Origin of the sequence: Patulibacter americanus DSM 16676, assembly GCF_000420025.1 — a bacterium.
Classification (GTDB): domain Bacteria; phylum Actinomycetota; class Thermoleophilia; order Solirubrobacterales; family Solirubrobacteraceae; genus Patulibacter; species Patulibacter americanus.
This window is the reverse complement of the sequence record NZ_ATUD01000003.1, coordinates 92300-111490: the sequence shown is the minus strand read 5'-3', so window position 1 is coordinate 111490 and position 19191 is coordinate 92300. Positions and strand designations below refer to the sequence as shown.

Annotated in this window: 17 protein-coding genes; 9 read left to right on the top strand and 8 right to left on the bottom strand. The window is 74.4% G+C overall.

Annotation, left to right across the window (positions count from 1 at the left end; all coding sequences use genetic code 11):
- Positions 1 to 24 precede the first annotated feature (24 nt).
- Positions 25 to 921: a patatin-like phospholipase family protein gene (locus F593_RS0106910; protein WP_022928027.1), complete on the bottom strand. Its 897-nt coding sequence runs from the start codon at positions 919 to 921 to the stop codon at positions 25 to 27.
- Between the two features lie 62 nt (positions 922 to 983).
- On the opposite strand from F593_RS0106910, the gene F593_RS0106905 reads away from it, so the two are divergent.
- Positions 984 to 1637 carry an NUDIX domain-containing protein gene (locus F593_RS0106905; RefSeq protein WP_022928026.1) on the top strand — a complete coding sequence of 218 codons (654 nt, stop codon included), beginning with the start codon at positions 984 to 986 and terminating at the stop codon, positions 1635 to 1637.
- An 11-nt stretch (positions 1638 to 1648) separates the two neighbouring features.
- Positions 1649 to 2506 (top strand): alpha/beta fold hydrolase, encoded by an 858-nt coding sequence (locus tag F593_RS0106900; RefSeq protein ID WP_028721505.1) that lies wholly within the window; start codon positions 1649 to 1651, stop codon positions 2504 to 2506.
- An 82-nt stretch (positions 2507 to 2588) separates the two neighbouring features.
- Here F593_RS0106900 and F593_RS0106895 read toward each other — a convergent pair whose 3' ends face one another.
- Together F593_RS0106895 and F593_RS0106890 are read right to left on the bottom strand one after the other, a co-directional pair.
- Positions 2589 to 2876 carry a putative quinol monooxygenase gene (locus F593_RS0106895; protein WP_022928024.1) on the bottom strand — a complete coding sequence of 96 codons (288 nt, stop codon included), beginning with the start codon at positions 2874 to 2876 and terminating at the stop codon, positions 2589 to 2591.
- 37 nt (positions 2877 to 2913) lie between these two features.
- The gene (locus F593_RS0106890) at positions 2914 to 3336 is read right to left on the bottom strand and encodes a hypothetical protein (protein ID WP_022928023.1); all 423 of its coding nucleotides are present in this window, start codon (positions 3334 to 3336) and stop codon (positions 2914 to 2916) included.
- A 93-nt stretch (positions 3337 to 3429) separates the two neighbouring features.
- Between F593_RS0106890 and F593_RS0106885 the strand changes: the two genes are divergently transcribed.
- Together F593_RS0106885 and ybaK are read left to right on the top strand one after the other, a co-directional pair.
- Entirely contained in the window at positions 3430 to 3660 is a 231-nt protein-coding gene (locus F593_RS0106885; protein WP_022928022.1) for a hypothetical protein, read from the top strand.
- 3 nt (positions 3661 to 3663) lie between these two features.
- Positions 3664 to 4131: a Cys-tRNA(Pro) deacylase gene (gene ybaK / locus F593_RS0106880; protein ID WP_022928021.1), complete on the top strand. Its 468-nt coding sequence runs from the start codon at positions 3664 to 3666 to the stop codon at positions 4129 to 4131.
- An 82-nt stretch (positions 4132 to 4213) separates the two neighbouring features.
- Here the strand turns inward: ybaK and F593_RS23110 are convergent, their stop codons facing one another.
- Together F593_RS23110 and F593_RS0106870 are read right to left on the bottom strand one after the other, a co-directional pair.
- Complete coding sequence (locus tag F593_RS23110) at positions 4214 to 4801, bottom strand: DUF1269 domain-containing protein (RefSeq protein ID WP_022928020.1); 588 nt, start codon at positions 4799 to 4801, stop codon at positions 4214 to 4216.
- Positions 4802 to 4887: 86 nt separating this feature from the next.
- The gene (locus F593_RS0106870) at positions 4888 to 7599 is read right to left on the bottom strand and encodes a DUF1963 domain-containing protein (protein ID WP_022928019.1); all 2712 of its coding nucleotides are present in this window, start codon (positions 7597 to 7599) and stop codon (positions 4888 to 4890) included.
- A 178-nt stretch (positions 7600 to 7777) separates the two neighbouring features.
- Here F593_RS0106870 and F593_RS0106865 point away from each other — a divergent pair, with 178 nt between their 5' ends.
- The gene (locus tag F593_RS0106865; RefSeq protein ID WP_051160466.1) at positions 7778 to 8572 is read left to right on the top strand and encodes an aldo/keto reductase; all 795 of its coding nucleotides are present in this window, start codon (positions 7778 to 7780) and stop codon (positions 8570 to 8572) included.
- Here F593_RS0106865 and F593_RS0106860 read toward each other — a convergent pair.
- The 3 genes from F593_RS0106860 to F593_RS23100 form a co-directional block, all read right to left on the bottom strand.
- Entirely contained in the window at positions 8569 to 9240 is a 672-nt protein-coding gene (locus tag F593_RS0106860; RefSeq protein WP_022928017.1) for a hypothetical protein, read from the bottom strand. The two genes, F593_RS0106865 and F593_RS0106860, sit on opposite strands and share 4 nt — an antisense overlap.
- Before the next feature lie 174 nt (positions 9241 to 9414).
- Positions 9415 to 10842, bottom strand: a complete 1428-nt coding sequence (locus F593_RS23105) for an APC family permease (RefSeq protein WP_022928016.1) — start codon at positions 10840 to 10842, stop codon at positions 9415 to 9417.
- Positions 10843 to 10933: 91 nt separating this feature from the next.
- Complete coding sequence (locus tag F593_RS23100; RefSeq protein WP_022928015.1) at positions 10934 to 12037, bottom strand: serine hydrolase domain-containing protein; 1104 nt, start codon at positions 12035 to 12037, stop codon at positions 10934 to 10936.
- 268 nt (positions 12038 to 12305) lie between these two features.
- Here F593_RS23100 and F593_RS0106845 point away from each other — a divergent pair, with 268 nt between their 5' ends.
- The 4 genes from F593_RS0106845 (at position 12306) to F593_RS27910 (ending at position 19046) form a co-directional block, all read left to right on the top strand.
- Positions 12306 to 13127 carry a ferritin-like domain-containing protein gene (locus F593_RS0106845; RefSeq protein ID WP_022928014.1) on the top strand — a complete coding sequence of 274 codons (822 nt, stop codon included), beginning with the start codon at positions 12306 to 12308 and terminating at the stop codon, positions 13125 to 13127.
- A 203-nt stretch (positions 13128 to 13330) separates the two neighbouring features.
- Entirely contained in the window at positions 13331 to 14821 is a 1491-nt protein-coding gene (locus F593_RS0106840) for a cellulase family glycosylhydrolase (RefSeq protein WP_169449166.1), read from the top strand.
- A gap of 123 nt (positions 14822 to 14944) precedes the next feature.
- Positions 14945 to 15979 carry a hypothetical protein gene (locus F593_RS0106835; RefSeq protein WP_022928012.1) on the top strand — a complete coding sequence of 345 codons (1035 nt, stop codon included), beginning with the start codon at positions 14945 to 14947 and terminating at the stop codon, positions 15977 to 15979.
- 217 nt (positions 15980 to 16196) lie between these two features.
- Positions 16197 to 19046, top strand: coding sequence for an OmpA family protein (locus F593_RS27910; protein ID WP_022928011.1), 2850 nt, complete (start codon positions 16197 to 16199; stop codon positions 19044 to 19046).
- The last annotated feature ends 145 nt before the right edge of the window (positions 19047 to 19191 follow it).

Here is a 19191-nt window from a genome sequence, read left to right as displayed (position 1 = left end):
CAGGCGCCCGTGCCGCCGCGCGACTCAGGCCATGACGGCGCGCAGCAGCGCCTCGGCCCGGTCGAACTCGTGGGCCGCCTGGGCGATGTAGCGCGCCGTCGCCTCCTCGAGCGCCGCCAGGTCGCCGGGGCTCGCGGCGTCCATCCGACCGACGCCCCGGGGCAGCTCGGGCTCCAGGCGCAGCACCTCGATGCCGCGCAGCGCCTCGTCGTCGTCGCCCGGGACCCCGCCGAGCGACGCGGCGACGAGGTCCATCACGCCCTCCGCCCGGCCGCGGGTGGCGCGGCCGTGGACGATGCCCGTGCCGAGGGAGACCACCACGCCGTGGGCGGGGCCGTCGGCCCGCAGCCGGTCGACGGCCACCGGCGTGGGGTCCTTCGCCCACAGGCCGCCGTCGACGAGGTCGGCGCCCGCGATCCGCACGGGCGGGAAGTAGCCGGGGAGCGCGGCGCTGGCCAGCACGACGTCGGCGAGCAGCGCGTCGCCGTGCCCGTCCTCCGCCGAGCCGCTGTCGAGGACGACGGGGGCCCGCCGGGCGACGTCCGCCGCCGGGACGATCAATCGGTGCGGGCTCTCGGAGAGCCGCCGGTCGGCGACCACGCCGTGGACGATGGAGCGCAGCCGCGCCTGGGCGTCGGCATCGCCCCGGATCGCGAGCTTCAGCCCGGGCCCGAAGACCTGCGGCCCCATGTCGCGGTAGCAGTCGCCGATGGTGTCGGCGGGCAGCGGGTCGGCGGCCCCCAGGGCGCCGGCGACGAGCAGCGCCCCCGTCGAGGTGCCGGCGCCCGCCCCGAAGATCTCGTGGGCGGGCCGGCCCAGGCGCCGCTCGATCTCGGCCAGCATCCGCGCCGCCACGAGCCCGCGCATCCCGCCGCCGTCGACGGAGAGCAGGGGCCACGGGGACGCGGGATCGACGGCCATGGGGGCACCAATGCCCGCCTCTCGGATTCCGCACGCTCCGGCGGCGGTGCGACGATGCCCGCGTGGCCTCCCCGACGCACGACGCCCCGCCGGACCCGGAGGGCGCACCGCTGACCTTCGCCGGCCTGGGCGAGAACCCCCGCGTCCGCCCCGTCGCACGCGAGGTGCTGTCCGACGCGTGGTTCGTGCTGCGGCGCGCGACCTTCGACTGGCGCGGCCCCGACGGCACGTGGACCAGGCAGCAGCGCGAGGCCTACGACCGCGGCAACGGCGCGACGATCCTCCTCTACGACCCCGAGGCCGGGACCGTGCTGCTCACGCGGCAGTTCCGTTGGCCGGCGTTCGAGAACGGGCACCCGGACGGCATGCTGATCGAGGCCTGCGCCGGGCTCCTGGACGACGACGACCCCGAGACCGCCATCCGCCGCGAGGCGCACGAGGAGACCGGGGTGCGGGTCGGCGAGGTCCGCCACCTCTTCGACGCCTACATGAGCCCCGGGTCGGTGACGGAGCGGCTCCACTTCTTCGCCGCCCCGTACCGCTCGGCGGACCTGCGGGCGGAGGACGGCGGTGGTGTCGCCGCGGAGGGCGAGGAGATCGAGCTCGTCGAGCTGCGCCTGGACGACGCGCTCGCGATGGTCGGCACGGGCGAGATCGCCGACGGCAAGACGATCATGCTGCTGGGGTGGGCCGACCGCGAGGGCGTGGTCCGGTGAGCGCGGGCACGGTGTCTGCCCCCGGCCGGGTCGACGCCGGCGACGTCGACCTGGCCCTGCTGGAGCGCGGCGAGGGCCCGCTCGTGGTCTGCCTCCACGGGTTCCCCGACAGCGCGTGGAGCATGGTCGGGCTGCTCGAGACCCTGGCCGACGCGGGCTACCGCGCCGTGGCGCCCGCGATGCGCGGCTACGCGCCCTCCGACCGCCCGCCGGGCCGCACGACGACCCTGCTGGACCTGGCCCGCGACGCCATCGCCGTCGCCGACGAGTTGGGCGAGGAGGAGCTCATGATCGTCGGCCACGACTGGGGCGCCGCGACGGCCTACGCGGCCGCCAACCTCGCCCCGCACCGCGTGCACCGGATCGTCGCCGCGGCCGTGCCGCACCCTGCGGCGATCCTCCGCTCGCCCTCCCTGGGCCAGCTCTGGCGCTCCCGCTACATGCTGCAGTTCCAGGTGCCCGACCTGCCCGAGCGCCTCATCGCCCGCACGGACCTCCGTTGGATCGACGACCTCGCCCGCCGCTGGTCGCCCACGTGGGACCCGACGGAGGACGAGCTCGCGACCCTCCGCCGCGGACTCGAGGGCCCGGGCCGCCTGGCGGCCGCGCTCGGCTACTACCGCGGGCTGCCGCGCAGCTTCGTCGACCGGGAGGTCCGCCGGGTCGCCCTCGGGCGGGTCCCCGTGCCCACGCTGGTGGTCAACGGCGAGGACGACGCGTGCGTGGCGCCCGGCCTCTACGCCGGGATGGACGACCTCTTCCCGGGCGGCCTGACCCGCGCGTCGATCCCGGGCGCCGGGCACTTCGTGCACCTCGAGGCCCCAGACGCGTTCGCGGAGCACGTGCTGGCGCACCTCACCGCGGGGTGAGGGACCGGTCCGGGCCGCACGTCCGTCCGGGGAGCCGGCCGCCGGCCGGGGTGCCGGCGGTGACGGGCCGGCCCCGCCCGGGTCAGACCGCCTCGTAGCGGCGGACGTCGGGCGCGCGGGCGAAGAGCTCGTCCGCGCGCTCGAACGCCTTGGCCAGGTGCGGCTGCCGGTCGTGGGCGGCGAGCGCGTCGACGCTCGCCCACGACTCGACGAACGTGAAGTCGCGCGGGTCGTCGATGGAGCGGTGCAGCACGTAGGACTCGCAGCCGTCCTCCTTCAGCGTCTCCTCCGTCAGCGTGCGGAGCGTCTGCAGGACCTCGTCCTCACGGCCCTCCTGGGCGTAGAGGTGGGCGACGACGATGAGCGACATGGGGCGACCCTAGCGGCGCCCATCGCCGGCCCGGGCACTACTGCAGGATGCCGGTGATGCCCGTCCGCAGCGGGAGCCCGCGGACCTTCTTCTCCGCCTTGGCGGACACCTCGTACATCACGGCCCCGTGCGAGATCCGGAAGGTGCCGGCGTCCGGCTTGAGCAGGTAGTGCGCCCGGCGGCCCTTCCGGACCAGGTCGAAGCTGCCCGTGCAGCGCCCCCGGTCGTCGATCTTCGGGATCTCGACGCAGGAGATCCGGATCCGCGACGGCTTGGACCCCGGCGCCTCGATCCGGGCGGTCTCGCGGATGCCCTTGCGGAACGCCTGCTTCGCGGTGAAGCGCGGCTTCGAGGCGCTCGCGGGGGCGGCGGCGACGACGGCGCCCACGGGCACGGTGGCCGCCAGGGCGAGGGAGAGGAGCGGGAGACGGGACAGGGGACGGGACTGGAAACGGGCCATGGAACGACCGTAACGGCTTCGGCATGCAACACGCAAATTCCGGCACCCGGCCCGCCCTGAGGGCGCGACCGCCCGCCGTGGCAGGATCCGTCCATGAGCGCGCGCGACCTCGTCCACGTCACCACCGCGCTGGGCCGGCTCGCGGGCGGGCGGGCCGGGGTGGGCGTGTCCGTGGCGGCGATCGACGAAGCGATCGGCCGCGGGCACGGCGACATGCGCACCCCGCTGAACCTCGCCTCCCTCGCGGAGAAGGGCCACGCGACGCCGCTCGACGACGGCACCTGGGCCCTGACCGACGCCGGCGTCGGCCGGCTGGAGGCCTGAGCGGTGGCGGGCCGCGAGACCCCGGGGACCCGCGCGGCGCGCGCGGCCGGCGTCGCCTTCGAGCTGCACGAATACACGCACGACCCGTCGGCCGACTCCTACGCGCTCGAAGCGGCCGAGGCGCTCGGCCTCGACCCCGCGTGGGTCCTGAAGACCCTGGTCGTGCAGCGCGACGACGGCCTGGCGGTCTGCGTCGTCCCGGCGGGCGACACGCTCGACCTGCGCTCGCTGGGCAAGCGCGTGACGATGGCCGACCCGACGAAGGCCGAGCGCACCACGGGCTACGTGGCGGGCGGCATCAGCCCGCTGGGCCAGCGCCGCGCGCTGCCGACGCTGGTCGACGAGAGCGCCCTGGAGCACGACACGGTCTACGTCAGCGCGGGCCGCCGGGGGCTCGAGATCGAGCTGGCGCCCGCCGACCTGGTGGCGCTGACGCAGGCCGAGGTCCGGCGGCTGCGGCGCGACACGTAGGCCCGGCACGGACGCTCGACGGCCGTCCGGGACGCCCGGCGGACCGGCGCGGCCGCCGGTCCGCGTCGGGCCGCGCCGGGTCCTAGAGGACGCGGCCCTCGATGCGCGCCCGCAGCGCGTCGATCCGCTCGCCGCGCTCGGTGCGCGGGGCGTCCGGGACCGCGTCGGGCACGACGCCCTCGGCGAGGTGCGTCTCGAGCTCGTCGAGCAGCGCCTCGACCGGGCGCCGGTGGACGGTGCCGCCGACGGAGGCCATGAGCTCGTCGAGGCGCGGCTCGTTCTCCGCCTGCTCCTCGACCTCGGCCACCACAGCGGTCGACCCGGCCGGCAGGTGGCGCACCGCCTCGACGAGCGCGTCCTCCTCGACCTCGGCGTCCGCGGCATCGGCGGTCTCGCCCAGCCGGGCCCCGACACCGAACCCGACGAGCATCCCCAGCGGTCCGCCGAGCACGCCGAGCAGGCCGCCGAGCGCGCCGCCGCGCTGCATCCCGGGGCCCGGCGTCTCCTCCAGGTCCTCCACGTGCACCGTGCCGTCGTCGGCGACTCTCACGACGACCGCGGCGTGCAGGCCGAGCTTGCCGCTCTGCGACGCCTCGCGCAGCAGCCCGAGCGCCTCGGGGGCGCGCTCCGGGTCCTCGAGGCGGATCGAGACGACGTTCTCGTGGGTCATGCGGGGGTGCCTCGGGGTCCGGGGACGGGTGAGCGACGAGCGTAGCGGCCGGTCCGGGCACGGCGACCGCGGGCTCCCCCGCCCGCTCAGCAGCTGTCGCCGACCGCCCAGGCGCCCTCCCACCGGCCGGCCGCGGCGTCGTCCGTCCCGATCAGCACGCGGAGGTCCCCGCCGTCGCCCCACTCCAGGCCGAGCTCCGGGGTGCCGGCCAGCGCCAGCAGCACGATCTCGTCGTCCTCGACGGGGTGGCCCTGGACCCCCGGGTCGGCGCCGAGGAGAGTGCCCTGCACCGGGCCGGCCCGGTGGGCCCAACGGTCCGGCAGGTCGCCGACGATCCGGTCGTACCGATGCTCCACGCTCGGGTGCAGCCCGAGACGGTCCGCGACCTCGTAGTCCTGCAGCGGCTCGAGCACGAGCCGGAACCCGATCGGCTGGGCCGCGACGGGGTCGGCGGGGCCCGCTGACGGGGCGCCGTGCTCGGGGCCCTCGACCACCCCCTCGTCATCGCTCGGGCCCTGGTCCGCTTCGTCCGGGTCCTCGTCCCACCGATCCTCGTCGCCCTCGTCCCACGGGTCGTCGTCCTCGTCGCTCCACGCGTCGACCGGCTGGGGACGGAGGACGCCGACGGCCGGCGGGTCCGCGACCTCGAGCGGCGGCGCGCTGCCGGACACGTGCAGCACGACCGCCGTGCCCGCCTCGGGGCCGCCCTCGACGAACCCGGGGATGCCCTCGTCGGGATCGGGGTTCTCGAGCAGCACGTAGACGAGCAGCCAGCCCGTGGCCGGCAGGGGCAGCGGTTCCGGTGCCTCCGGCAGCTCGCTCAGGTCGATCGCCGCGAGGAACGTGAGCGGTTCTCCGTCGCCGGTCGTCGGCCAGGCGGCGCCCGCGGGCAGCAGCGGCGGGCCGGCGATCCGGCTGCGCGCGCCGGGGCGGGGTTCGAGCGCGAACCCGTAGCGGGCCGCATCCGCCAGCCGGGCCGCGGCGTCGGCCAGTCCCTCGCGTTCGAGCAGGGCCCGGAACGCCGTGCGCGACGCCGCGGCCTGCACCGTCAGCTCGTCGGTCGGGCGGGGCGCGTCGTCCTGGGTCTCCCAGCGGTCGCCGGAGGCGTGCTCGTCCTCGTCGTCCGGGGAGGCGCCGGACGCAGCTTCGTCGTCCTCGAAGCCCTCGTCGTCCCCGGCATCCCGCACGCGCCCGCCGCCCCCGGCAGAGAGGCCGACGCCCGGCCCGGTGGGCCGCGCCCCCGGCGGAGCGTGGTCGAAGGCGCCGAACCCGATCTCGAGGCGCCCACCGCCCTCCGTGCGGTGCTCGAACAGGACGAACGTGCCTTCCTCCGCGTCGCCGCCGTCCGGGTCGTCGTCCCGGGCCCCTGACGGATCCTCGTCGGAGTCCGAGGCCCGGGACGGCCCGGGCGGCCACGCGTCGGTGAGCGCGGCGAGGTCCTCCGCCGAGGCGAACGCCGCGATCTCGCCCCACGGGTCGAGCCCTCGCGGACCGTACGCACCGTCCTCGATCCCATCCGACCCGAACGCGAGCCACGGCAGGACGGGCCCGACCCAGGGCGCCGGCCACGTCTCGGCGAGCAGCAGCTCCAGCAGGCGGCGACGGACCTCCGCGAGCCGACGCGCGGCGGCCGCCGACGCGTCGTCGTCCTCGGGGTCGATGCCGCGACGTAGGGGTGTCCAGGCGTCGAGCGTCGCGTCGTCGGCGTGGTCGAGGAGGGAGATCTCCACGCCCTCGCCTGCGGCGCGGGCACGGTGCAGATTGTAGGCGGCGGAGCGGGCGTCCGGCAGCGCGCGGTAGGCGTCGGCGAACGCTCGATCGACAACGAGCAGCTCCGGGAGCGGACCGGGCCACGGGCCGTCGTCCGTCTGCCAGGTCAGCGCGACGGCGCACGGCGCGGGCAGCCCGGCAGCGGCGCCGGCACGGCGGACGGTCCGGAGCATGGCGCGCGCAGCGTCCTCCACGGCCCCGTCTCCGGCGGGGAGGGGCGGGGGCGGGCCGTGCAGCCGCAGCGACCACCGCAGCTCCTGCCGCGCCGGGGTCTCCGCCGCGGCGACGAGATCGACGAGGGCGTCGAGCAGGCCGGCGGCGTCTGTCACGTGGAGCTCGTCGACCTGGCGGCCGACCGGCGCCTCGTCCTGGTCGTCCGGCGCGTCATCGTCCGTGGACGGCGCGGCCCAGCGCTCTACCGGGCGACCCTCGCCGTCCGTCACGATGCGATCGACGCGCACGCCGACCGACGCACGGCCGGGGATCGTCGGCGTCCAGGCCCACGCTCGCGTGTGCCGGACGCCGTCGGACCCTTCCGCTGTGGCGAGCGCCACCGTCAGCTCCTCGACCTGATCGTCCGGGCCCTGGGCCGGGAACGACGCGATGACGACGACCGACGAGCCGTCGGCCAGCACCGACCGCGCCTGCACGCTGAAATTCCCGCGGGTGACGAGCACCGGCGTGCCGTCGGCCAGCCGCCAGCCGACGGCCTCGGGTTCCTCCTCCTCGCGGCGCCCCCAGCTCGACGTGGCGGAGACGATGGCGCCGTCGGCGTCGAACCCCGCCGCCGCGCGGCGCCCACCCGTCGGTTCGTCGATCCACGCGTCGCTCTGGACCCCCAGCTCGCCGTACGGGTCGAGCGTCAGGACGCGCGTCCCCGTGGCGTGCCGGACGACGGCCGGCGGACGTGCCCGCGACAGCTCCCGGCCGATCCACCCGCCCACGTCGTCGAACGGCACCGCGCCGTGGATGACGAGGATCTCGCGCAGGAGCTCGTGGGCCCGGGCACGCCACGCAACGTCGACCATGGCCGGAGCCTCGCACCCCGCCCGGTCGGCCCGCCCTCGACGACGCGTGCCGGGCGCACGCTCCCTGGGTACGCGCAACAGGAAGCTCCGTCCCGCGCCGCGGGACGCCCCCGAACCGGAAGGCCCCACCGTGACCCAGCCCCTCGCCCCCACCGTCGCGCTGAAGAACGGCGCGCAGATGCCGCGCCTCGGCCTCGGCACCTGGCCGCTCGACGACGCCGAGGCGGAGCAGGCCGTCGCGACCGCCATCGGCTCGGGGTACCGGCTGATCGACACGGCGTTCAACTACGGCAACGAGACGGGCGTCGGGCGCGGCATGAAGGCCAGCGGCGTGCCGCGGGACGAGCTGTTCGTCACGACGAAGCTCAACAAGGAGGACCACGGCGTCGACGAGGCGCAGCGGGCCTTCGAGCGCAGCGCCGGGAAGCTCGACGTCGACACGATCGACCTGCTGCTCATCCACTGGCCCAACCCGCAGCAGGACCGCTACGTCGACGCCTACCGCGGGCTCGTGAAGCTGCTCGAGGACGGGCGCGTGAAGGCCATCGGCCTGTCGAACTTCAAGCCCGCCCACGTCGACCGGGTGATCGCCGAGACGGGCGTGGTCCCCGACGTGAACCAGATCGAGCTCGACCCGACGAAGACCCGCGCCGAGGTCCGCACGTACCTCGCCGAGCAGGGCATCGTCTGCGAGTCGTGGAGCCCGCTCGGCGGGCGTAGCGACGACCTCCGCCACGACGCGACGATCACCCGCATTGCCGAGGCGCGCGGCAAGACCCCGGCGCAGATCGTGCTGCGTTGGCACATGGAGCTTGGCCTGGTGACCGTGCCGAAGTCCGCCGACCCGCAGCGCCAGCGCGAGAACCTGGCCCTCTTCGACTGGTCACTCACCGCTGACGAGGTCGCCGCCATCACGGCGCTCGACCAGGGCGGCGACGTGGGCGTCACCGACTCGGAGGAGTTCGGCCACTAGGGGCGCTCGTCGATGCGAGGAGCCCGGGCCTCGCCCGGGGTCCCCTCGACGCTCGGGGGCCTCTCGACGGCGGGGTCGGGCTCCCGCGGCGTGGACGGCGCCTCGATCGCGTCCGCCCCCTCGCGCGCCCAGTACGGCTGCGCGCGCTCGCCCAGCTCCGCCGCCTTCTGCCGGCTGCGGCGCTGCACCGCCTCCTCCACGGCCCGGTGGCGGTTGAGGTCGGGGCGCGCCTTGAGGATCACCCGTTCGACGACCCGCCCCAGCAGGAAGGGGGCGAAGATCGAGACGAACAGGCTGCGCTCGAAGGTCCACCACTGCAGGTGCAGGACCGTGACGAGCCCGAGCCAGACGGCGGCGGTCGCCGCGTAGACCGCGATCCGCGGCTTCGTGTGGAGCGCGGGGTCGGGCCCGTCGTCGTCCTCGTCGTCCGCCGGGTCCGGCGGCGCCTCCCCCGGCTCGCGGGAGGGCCAGCCGTCCGGGTGCCAGTGGTCGCCGCGGGCTATGGGCCGGCGCTTCGCCTCGGCGGGCGTCCGCTCCGGGCGCTCCGGATCCCACAGCGCGGGGTCGACCTCGTCGAGCGCGTCGCGCGCCGCCCGCTCGCGGTGCCAGCGTGCGAGCTCGCGCGCCTCATCGGGATCGGCCCGGGACGGCCTCGGGATCCACGCCACGCGGCCGACGGTACTGCGGCGGGCGCCCCGGCACCAGGGGGTTTCGGGCCTTCGGCGCATCTTCGCCACGCCTGACGTGGCGAAGATGCGCCGAAGCCCGAAGCGCGGCCCCGGGGCCCGGGCGAGCCGGCGCTCGCGCGCTCCCCCGGGGTCGGCTCCCCTCAGCCGGCCCCCTCAGCCGGCGGCCGGCGCGGTCCGCTCCACGGGCTCGTCGACCAGCTCGTCGCCCTCGTCGCCCGTGTACATCGCGGGCGGCTTGCGCTGGAAGCCGCGGGTCACGATCAGCAGGACGACGAAGCCGATCGCCACCCAGGGCAGGCCGATCCGGAACGTCGGCCACGTGAGCTGCGTCCACAGCCAGACCGTGACGAGGAAGCCCACGAACGGGATGACGCCGAAGAGGACGATGTCGCGGCCGGAGCGGCGCCCGTTGTCGATCACGTAGTGCTTGACCACCGCGAGGTTCACGAACGAGAACGCCGCCAGCGCGCCGAAGCTCACGACGGAGGCGACCGTCGTCAGGCTGAGGAAGAGCGCCGAAAGCCCGATGGTGCCGACGATGAGGTTGGCCGTCACGGGCGTCCGGAAGCGCTCGCTCAGACGACCGAAGACGGGACGCGGCAGGCTGCCGTCGCGGCCCATGGCGAAGAGGATGCGCGAGACGCTGGCCTGGCTGGCCATCGCGGACGCGAACGCGCTCGCCACGTACACCGCGGTGAAGAAGCTGTTCAGCAGGTCGCCCCCGGTGGCCTTCATGACGTCGGTGCCGGCGGTGTCGACGCTCTCGAACGTCGTGTAGTCCGGGAAGACGAGGTGCCCGGCGTAGGACTGCAGCAGGTACAGGCCGCCGCCGATGACCGTGCAGAGCATGATCGCCCGCGGGATCAGGCGGCGCGGGTCGCGGGTCTCCTCCGCCAGGGTCGACACGGCGTCGAAACCGAGGAACGACAGCGCGAGCACGGCGGCGCCCGCGAAGATGGCGCTCGAGTCCATCCCGGACTCGACGAACGGGGCGGTGAACGACTTGACCTCGACGTCGCCGGTGATCTTGCCGACGACGAGGACGACGAAGACCGCGATGAAGACGAACTGCGCGACGACGAAGATCATGTTGACGTTCGCGACGAGCTTCACACCGAGGATGTTCAGCCCCGTCACGAGCACGACGAACAGCACGATCCAGACCTCGACGGGGATGTCGGGGAAGTAGTCCTTCATGTACAGGCCGATGACGAGCACGTTGAGCATCGGCAGGAACAGGTAGTCGAGGAGCAGCGCCCAGCCGACCATGAACCCGACGGGCCGACCGAACGCGGCCGACGCGTACGTGTAGGCCGATCCCGACGTCGGCCGCGCCTGCACCATGCGGCTGTAGGAGTAGGCCGTCAGGAGCATCGCGACGATCGTCACGACGTAGGCCGCGGGCAGGTGCCCGCTCGTCTGGTCCGTGACGATGCCGTAGGTCGTCCACACGGTGAGGGGGACCATGTAGGCGAGCCCGAAGAAGATCAGGGCGGGCAGGCCGAGGACGCGGGCGAGCTTCGTGTCGTGGCCGCTCGCGTCGCCTGGACGGGCTGCGGGGGTGCCAGCGGTGGTGCTCAAGGAGGCTCCTCGGAGGTGGTCCGGTAGGTGGTCGTCCGCCGCCCCGGAAGGTTCCGGAACGGCGTTCCGGGTGGTCTACCTCAGCCGTGCGTCACGAGAGACTGGTCACCCTGTCGCAGATCTCGCCCACGAGGCGACGCTGCGCCGCCTCCGCGGCCCGATCGGTCGCCTCCGGCCACGACGAGAGCATCGCCACGACCACCCGGGTGTCGGGATCGGCCACCACGAGCTGTCCGTGGATGCCGCGGGCGGCGATCCGCCCGTCGACCGCCCACCACTTCGCGGCGTAGCCCGTCTCGCCCGTGTCGTGCCTCGGCGACGGCCAGGCGCGGCGGTTCCAAGCGTCGGCCGCACCCGAGCCCAGCGCCCCCAGCCACGCCGCCGGGACGACGCCGGACGACCCGCCCTCGAGCACGACCTGTCCGAGCCGCGCGTAGTCGCGGAGCGTCGCGCAGAAGCCACCGCTGATCACGGCCGTCCCCGCCGGGTCGACCGCGAGCTCGGCGTCCGCCTCGGCGCCGAGGGGACCCCACAACTCGCGCGCGATGAGCTCGGCCAGCGGCGCGCCGCCGGCCCGCTCCGCCGCGACCCCGAGCAGGTCGGTGTTCGGCGAGGCGTAGTGGAAGACCTCCCCGTGGGCGCGGCCGTCGGGGGCCCGGCCGATCGTCGCCAGGTACTCCAGGATCGTCCGCGCCTCGATGTCGGGGCCCTGCGGGAACCAGCCGCACGCGGCGTCGTAGCGCCAGAAGTGCTCGTAGTCCTCGACGAAGTCGGTCGCCGCCGTCATGTCGAGCAGGTGGCGCAGGGTCGCCCCGGCGTAGCCGCTCCCGGCGACCTCGGGCACCAGGTCGGCGACCGGCGCGTCCGGGTCGAGCGCGCCGCGACCCGCGAGCACGCCGACGAGCAGACCCAGCACGGACTTCGCCACGGACTGCGAGAGGTGCCGCGTGGCGGGCGTCATCCCGTGGGCGTAGCGCTCGTGGACGAGCGCGCCCTCGTGCAGGACCGCCAGGCCGTCGAGCCCGGGCGGGCTCGCGAGGTCCTCCAGCGCCAGCGGCCGGTCGGGCAGCGCGTGCACCGGTCCGGCGCCGCGGGGCACCGGGACGGTCGCCACGACCTCGCCCACGTGCTGGTAGGCCCAGCGGTTCCACGGGCCGATCTGCCAGGTCTCGAGGGGGGCGCGCTCGTCGGGCATGGTCGAGCAGCCTGCCGCACGGCGGCCGCGGGCGCGCGGTTGGGAGGGCCGGACCACCGCCGGTCGGCGGGGGGGGGACGACGGGCCCGGACGACCGCCCCGAGGGCCCGACGGCTCCCACCGTGGTGCCCCGCGGCGAGCCCTCTCCGGCCCCACGCGCGGCGCCGGGACCGGCCCACGAGCCCCCGGGGGCGCATCCGGTACGCCCTTCGGCGCGTTGTATCGGGTGCATCCAACGGCGCGCCGAGCGCGCCAGGAAGGGGTCCTCATGGACGAGAACCCGGACGTCACCACCCCGCTGTTCGACACGATCGACCGGCAGCACGCGCACCTCCCCGCGTCGTCGCGGCGCAACCTGGTCAAGGGCACCGCCGCCGCGATCGGCGGCCTCGGGCTCATGGGCCTGGCCACCGGCACGGCGCAGGCGCAGAAGAGCGACAGCGTGAACACCCCCGAGACGATCTCCGCCGTGGCGGCGACCGCCGAGGTGCTCGCGACGATCGTCAACACCGTCGGGCCCGAGAAGCTCGGCGACCAGCTCGACGCGACCACGCGCCTGAACATCCAGGCCGCGGCGCAGCAGGAGAAGAACCACTACGAGCTCCTGACCTCCGACGCCGTCGGCGGCAAGGCCGTCACGACGACGATCTACGTGCCCGACGAGGTCTTCGCCTCGAAGGAGAACCTGCTGAAGACCCTGGTCGTGGGCGACCAGATCTTCATCAACGCGTACCTGCTGGCGACGACGGTGTTCGCGCGCCAGGGCGACCTGATGGGCTCCCGCTTCGCCCGCTACACCGCGGAGATCATGGCCACGGAGGCCGTGCACCGCGCGCTCGCCCTGCAGTCGCTGGGGCAGCTCGGCAACGACCGCGTGTACGCGAAGTTCACGCAGAAGGAAGAGGTCCAGGGCCTCCTGACCTCCAACTTCAAGGGCTTCTCGAAGATCACGAACGCCGTGGGCCTGCTCGAGGCCGCCGGCTTCGGCTTCGGCAAGCCGGGCTCCAAGCCCGGCCAGGCGTACGACTACGCCGAGGTCTCCGCCCGCACGCCCACGGTCCCGGGCGTCAACACCATCGAGATCGCCTAGCGCGATCCCGGTCCGTCGCCCTCGCGCGACGTAACGGCCGGCCGTCCGGGGGCTCCGGCGGCCGGTCGCGAAGCGTCACACGACGGGCCACAACTTCGCGCGCCCTTCCGGGTTCCAATCCCTGAACGACGACGAGCGCGACCGCGGCCCTGCGCCCCGGGCGACCGTCGCCACCTCCGCCCCCGATGAGGAGCACCTTCTTCGTGACCCCCCTCCGCAGCCTGCGCCGCGGCGCCGTGCGCGCCGCCCTCGTGGCCGCCGCCGTCGCCGCGCCGGCCACCGGCCTCGCCGTGACCGCGGCCCCCGCGTCCGCCGCCAAGACGATGGTCACCTCGATCGCCGACGACGGGGTGCTCAACCGGGTCCACGGGGACCCGGCGCCGATCGTCGAGAAGTGGAAGGCCGCGGGCGTGCAGAACGTCCGGATGTTCGCCCAGTGGTCGCACATCGCGCCGAACCCGGACGACACGCGGCCCCCCGAGGGGTTCAACGGCAAGGCGGAGGGCGCCTACTCCTTCACCGAGCTCGACCGCAAGATCGACCTCGTGCGAGAGAACGGCATGACCGTGACGCTCGTGGTCACCGGTCCCGGTCCCGTGTGGGGCTCGCTCGAGCCCGCCCGCCGCAACGCCCGCTGGCGGCCGAGCCCCACCAAGTTCGGCGACTTCGCCACCGCCGTCGCGAAGCACACGGCCGAGCGGGTCGACGACTACATCGTGTGGAACGAGCCGAACGTCGCCACCTGGCTGCAGCCCCAGAACGTCTGCAGCGGCAGCGGCCGGTGCCGGGTCTACGCGCCGCACCTCTACCGCAAGCTGGCCGACGCCGGCTACCGCGCCATCCGCAGCGCCGACCCGGACGCCACGATCGCGATCGGCGCCACGTCGTCCAAGGGCGACCAGTACACCGTGCGGACCAACAGCACCACGCAGCCGCTCGTCTTCCTGCGCACCCTCGCGTGCGTGAACAGCCGCTACAAGCGGATCACGACCGGCGATTGCCGCGGCTTCAAGGCGCCGCAGGGCAACGTGCTCGCGTACCACCCGCACTCCAGCAAGTACACGCCGGGCTACCGCTCCGCCAACAAGAACGACGCCCGCATGGGTGACATCTCCCGCCTGACGAGCGTCGTCGACAAGCTCACGAAGGCGGGGCGCCTGAAGGTCGTCGGCGCGTCGAAGTTCCCGCTCTGGTTCGACGAGTACGCGTACGAGACGAACCCGCCGGAGACGGTGCGCGGCGTCTCGCTCACCGCCCAGGCCTCGTGGTCGCAGTGGGGCTGGTGGACCGCGTGGCGGCACCCGCGCGTGCAGCTGCTCACCCAGTACGAGTGGTTCGACGAGGGCGAGGCCGGCGAGGACGACCCCTCCGGTTGGCAGTCCGGCCTGCACTTCGCCGGCGGCAAGGCCAAGCCGATCGCACAGGCGTTCCCCAACCCGATCTTCGGCTACCGCACGTCGCGCACCGGCTCGGTCTGGGGCCAGGTGCGCACCGCCACGGGCCGCACGAAGGTGACGATCCAGCGCGCGTCCGGCGGCACGTTCCGGAACTACAGGACCGCGACGACCGACGCCCGCGGCACCTTCACGGCCCGCGTGCCGAAGAGCTCGGGCACGAAGTACCGCTACACCTACGTCTCCCCCGTCGACGGCGAGACGAAGACCTCGCTGCCGACCACGCTCCGCAAGCGCTGAGCCTCGGCGCGGCCGGTGATGCCCGGCCGCGCCGCATCCCCTTCCCCCCGGACGTCGCGCGTCTCCCGTCGCGGACACCAGCGCGTCCGCCGTCCGCCCGATCCCCCACGAGAGGACCCCCGCATGACCCCCACCACCACGCCACGCCGCACGACGCGCGCCCTGCTTCCCGCCGCCGCGGCCGTGCTCGCCCTCGGCGTCGCCGCCGGGCCCGCCCAGGCCAAGACGACCTGGGGGATCGCCGACCAGAAGCCGTCGACGTTCGCCCACCCCGCGTTCCAGGAGCTGCGCTCCGCGGGCATGAAGACCGCCCGCTACACCATGCGCTACGACGCGCTGCGCTACCGAAACACGAAGGGGCGCGAGTACCACGCGCAGGTGCTCGACGAGTGGCTCACGGGCGCAAAGGCGCAGGGCGTGCGCCCGCTGATCACCTTCTGGGTGACCGCCTCGGACTCGACGTCGCTCAAGCGCAAGATCTCCGCCTCGCGGTTCCGCACGGAGTTCCGACGCTTCCGCAAGGCGTACCCGTGGGTGCGCGACTTCTCGCTCTTCAACGAGCCGAACCTGACCGGCCCGTACCGCCGCGACCCCGAGGCCCTCGGCCGGCTCTACCGCACGATCAGCCGCGAGCTCAAGGGCTGCTCGAGCTGCCGGCTGCTCGTCGGCGACCTGCACCTGACGTCGGGCAAGGAGACCGCCGACTACGCCCTGCGCGTCCGCCGCGCGGCGAAGATGCCCATCCGCATCTGGGGCCTGAACAACTACAACGACGTCAACGACCGCAAGTCGACCCAGACGTCGCGGTTCCTCCGCTCGAGCGCGGTCAAGGGCTCGAAGGTCTGGATCACGGAGACGGGCGGCGTCTACAGCCGCAAGGCGTCCTCCGAGCGCAAGAACCCGTTCCTCGCCCAGCGCAAGAAGGCCAAGAGCGACAGCGCGCGCGAGAAGTACCAGTACGACGCCACCCGCTACCTGCGGACGATCGCCAAGCGCCACGCCCGCCAGGTCCAGCGCGTCTACATCTACCAGCTGCAGTCCGAGCCGAACCCCCGTTGGAAGGCCGGCAGCCGCAACGGCTCCTGGGACTCGGGCCTGCTGGACCCGCGCGGCGACGAGCGCCGGGCGTTCGGGTACGTGCTGCGGCACCTGCTGTAGGGGACGGACCCGGAGGGACCGCGGGCGCTCGCGCGGCGCGCGCGGTCGGCCGGGACCGCCGGGCCTTGACCCGAACGGGCGTCTACGGGGTTCTCCACGTAAGCGGTGGGGGAACGCCCGGAGGGCCGCAAGAATTCCGGACCGCGGCCGAGGACCCGTGGGTCGCGGCGGGCACCCCGCCCCCGCGTGTCCACTCGTTCTCTCCCGAAGTCGGTCCATGTCCCGTACCCACCCGGCGCGCTTCTTCCGCGCGTCCGCCCTCGGCGTCCTCGCCGCCGGTCTCCTCGTTCCCGCCACCGCGTCGGCGCAGGGCCCGGTGCCGTCGAGCACGCCCCTGTACGCCCCTACCTTTCAGGCGGGCCAGAGCGTGCCCTCCGGCAGCAGCGGCCCGGTGCGGTTCCTCCTCCGGGGGGCCTTCACCGGCGGCGCGGAGCCGGACGTCGTCGCCGTCTCCGACGGCGCCGAGACCGCGGAGGGCGACCTCCTCCCGGCGACGATCGCGCGCTTCGGGCGGACGCCGAGCGGCTACGACGCCATCGGTGAGCCCATCCCGCTCGCGGGTGAGGAGCCCGTCGCGGCCCTCGCCGCCGACCTCTACGCGCCGGGCAGCTCGGTCGCGGTCGTCGCCAGCCGCGGGAAGTACGGCCACCTCCAGGCCGTCGACCTCCACGGGAACGGGACGTCGCGCGGCCTGCAGCTCGACGGCCAGCCCGTCGCGATCGCCGTGGGCGAGTTCCTGCCGGGCCGGGGGCGCGTCGTCGCCGTCAGCCTCGAGGACGACCGCCTCGCGTTCTACCGGCCGTTCGAGGACACGTTCGCGCTCGTCCAGGAGTTCTCGGGCGTGAAGACCGGCCCGCTGTCCTCCGGTCCGACGTACTCGGGGACCACCGACGCGCTCATCACGACCGCCGACGACGGCGTCCACGGCGTGCGCCGGCTGTACAGCGAGTCCGGCAACCCCGCGGCGCCGTTCGGGGCGCAGGAGCAGGGCACCACGTCGGCCGCGTTCGGCACGTCCATGGGGCTGGTCGCCGCGGACGAGGACGCGAACCAGTTCCGCTGGTACACCACGCACCAGAACGGCCTCACCTCGGTCGCCGCCTTCACGACGACCTCGAGCCCCAGCCTCGTGGGCTACGGCCCCGTGTTCCCGGCGACGACCGGGCTCGGCGCCCCCATCGCGATGGACCTCTACGGCCACGACGCGCGCGACACGGTCGTCGCCCTCGACGGCGCGCAGGTGCGCGCGTTCTTCCCGGGCGACGACGTGGCCGTCGTGGGGCCGCTGCAGGGCGGTCGCACGGCCACCGCCCTGGACTTCGACGGGGACCACCGCGAGGAGCTCGTCGTCGCGGAGGGCGCCGGCGTCACCCTCTACCGCAACGAGACGGGCACGCAGGAGACGAAGCCCACCCTGGGCCCCGCGGCCGTGCATCCGTCGGTCTACGACGCGACGAACGACCGCCAGGTCGTGACCTCCCGGACCTTCGACGTCTCCGTCCCGACCGGCACCGACGACGCGTACGAGTGCGCGCTCGGCAGCGGCGACTGGACCGCGTGCTCGAGCTCGTCGGCCCCGGCCTTCACCGTGCAGGCGGACGGCTCCTACGACATCCGCGTGCGCCGCAAGGCGCAGGGCCACAGCTTCTGGTCTGCGGAACAGACCATCAAGGTGCGCGTCGACACGAGCGCCCCGGCGAAGCCGAAGCTGGTGCAGTCCCCGGCCGCGGTCACGAACTCGGCCGCGTTCGAGTACGAGCCGGCCGTTGACGGCACCCGCATCGAGTACCGCATCGACCACGGGTCCTGGCAGCACGCTCCGAACCTCCACATCAACCTGTGGGATCTTCAGGAGGGGCAGCGCCGGGTGTCGTTCCGCGCGGTGAACACACTCCGCGACGTGCCGTCGGAGGAGGTCGACGTCGACTTCCTGCTCGACAAGACCGATCCGCTCGCCCCGACGAAGATCGCCGGCCCGGACACGATCACGACGAAGCGCACCGCCACGTTCTCCTTCGAGGGCGAGCCGGACGCGACCTTCGAGTGCCTCGTCGATCAGCAGGAGCTCAAGGGCGCCGACGGCGTCGCCGCGCGCATCCGCAGCCCGTGGGAGCCGTGTGCCTCCTCGAAGGTGCTCGAGGACCTCGAGCTCGGCGAGCACACCGTCTCGGTCCGCCAGGTCGACGCGGCCGGCAACCGCGGCGAGGCGTCCTCGTGGACGTGGACGATCGTCGCGCCCGAGCCGGAGCCCGTCGTCGAGACGCCCGCGCCGGTCGTGGAGGCGCCCGCGCCGACGGACGAGACCGTCACGGTGCCGCCGACGGCGAAGACGCCCGACACGGCGCCCGCCCCCGCCGCGACCCCTGTACCCCCGACGAAGCCGGACGAGGCGAAGCCCGCCGAGCCCAAGCCCGTCGCCGCCAAGCTCTCGGTCGGCGCTCCCGCCGGCAAGGGCAAGACGCCGGTCGCCACGTCGACCGGCCGTCGCGTCGCCGTCGGCTGCGCCGCCCCCGGCGCTGAGGACTACCGCTGCGCCGTCACGGTGACGCGCGGCGGCAAGCAGGTCGGCCAGGGCCGCCGCACCGGCGCGGGCGTCGTGCCGGTGAACCTCGACAGGGCGACGGCCCGCAAGGTCCAGCGCCTCGGCGGCCTGAAGGTCCGCGTCACGCTGACGGTCAAGACCGCCGACGGCGAGACGAGGAAGACCCAGAAGACCGTCCGGATCCTCCCGAAGAAGGTCGTCGTGGTCCCGACGGACGGCCTCTTCGCCTTCGACTCGGCCACTCCGTCGAAGGGCGCGGACGCCCTGGCGAAGGCGATCGCCGGTCAGCTCGACGGCGCTCGCACGATCACGATCGTCGGCCACACCGACGCGAAGGGCTCCGCCGACGTCAACCGCCGCCTGGGCCGCGAGCGCGCGGAGGCCTTCCGCCTCCTGCTCGCGAAGCATGGCTTCGACGGCAAGGTCGCCGTCGACTCCGCCGGCGACACGAAGCCCCGGGCCAGCAACGCGACCGACGGTGGTCGCGCGCTGAACCGCCGGGTGGAGATCGACGTCCGCTACTAGTCGCAGGACGAAGCCCGCGACGGACGTCGCGGCCTCCCGCTCGTCAGGCCGGCGCGGGACTCGGGCGGCAACCCCCGGGTTGCCGCCCGGCCTGGCTAACGGTGCGGTCCCCAAATTCCCTGCAGTCGCACTGCAGGAACTACGC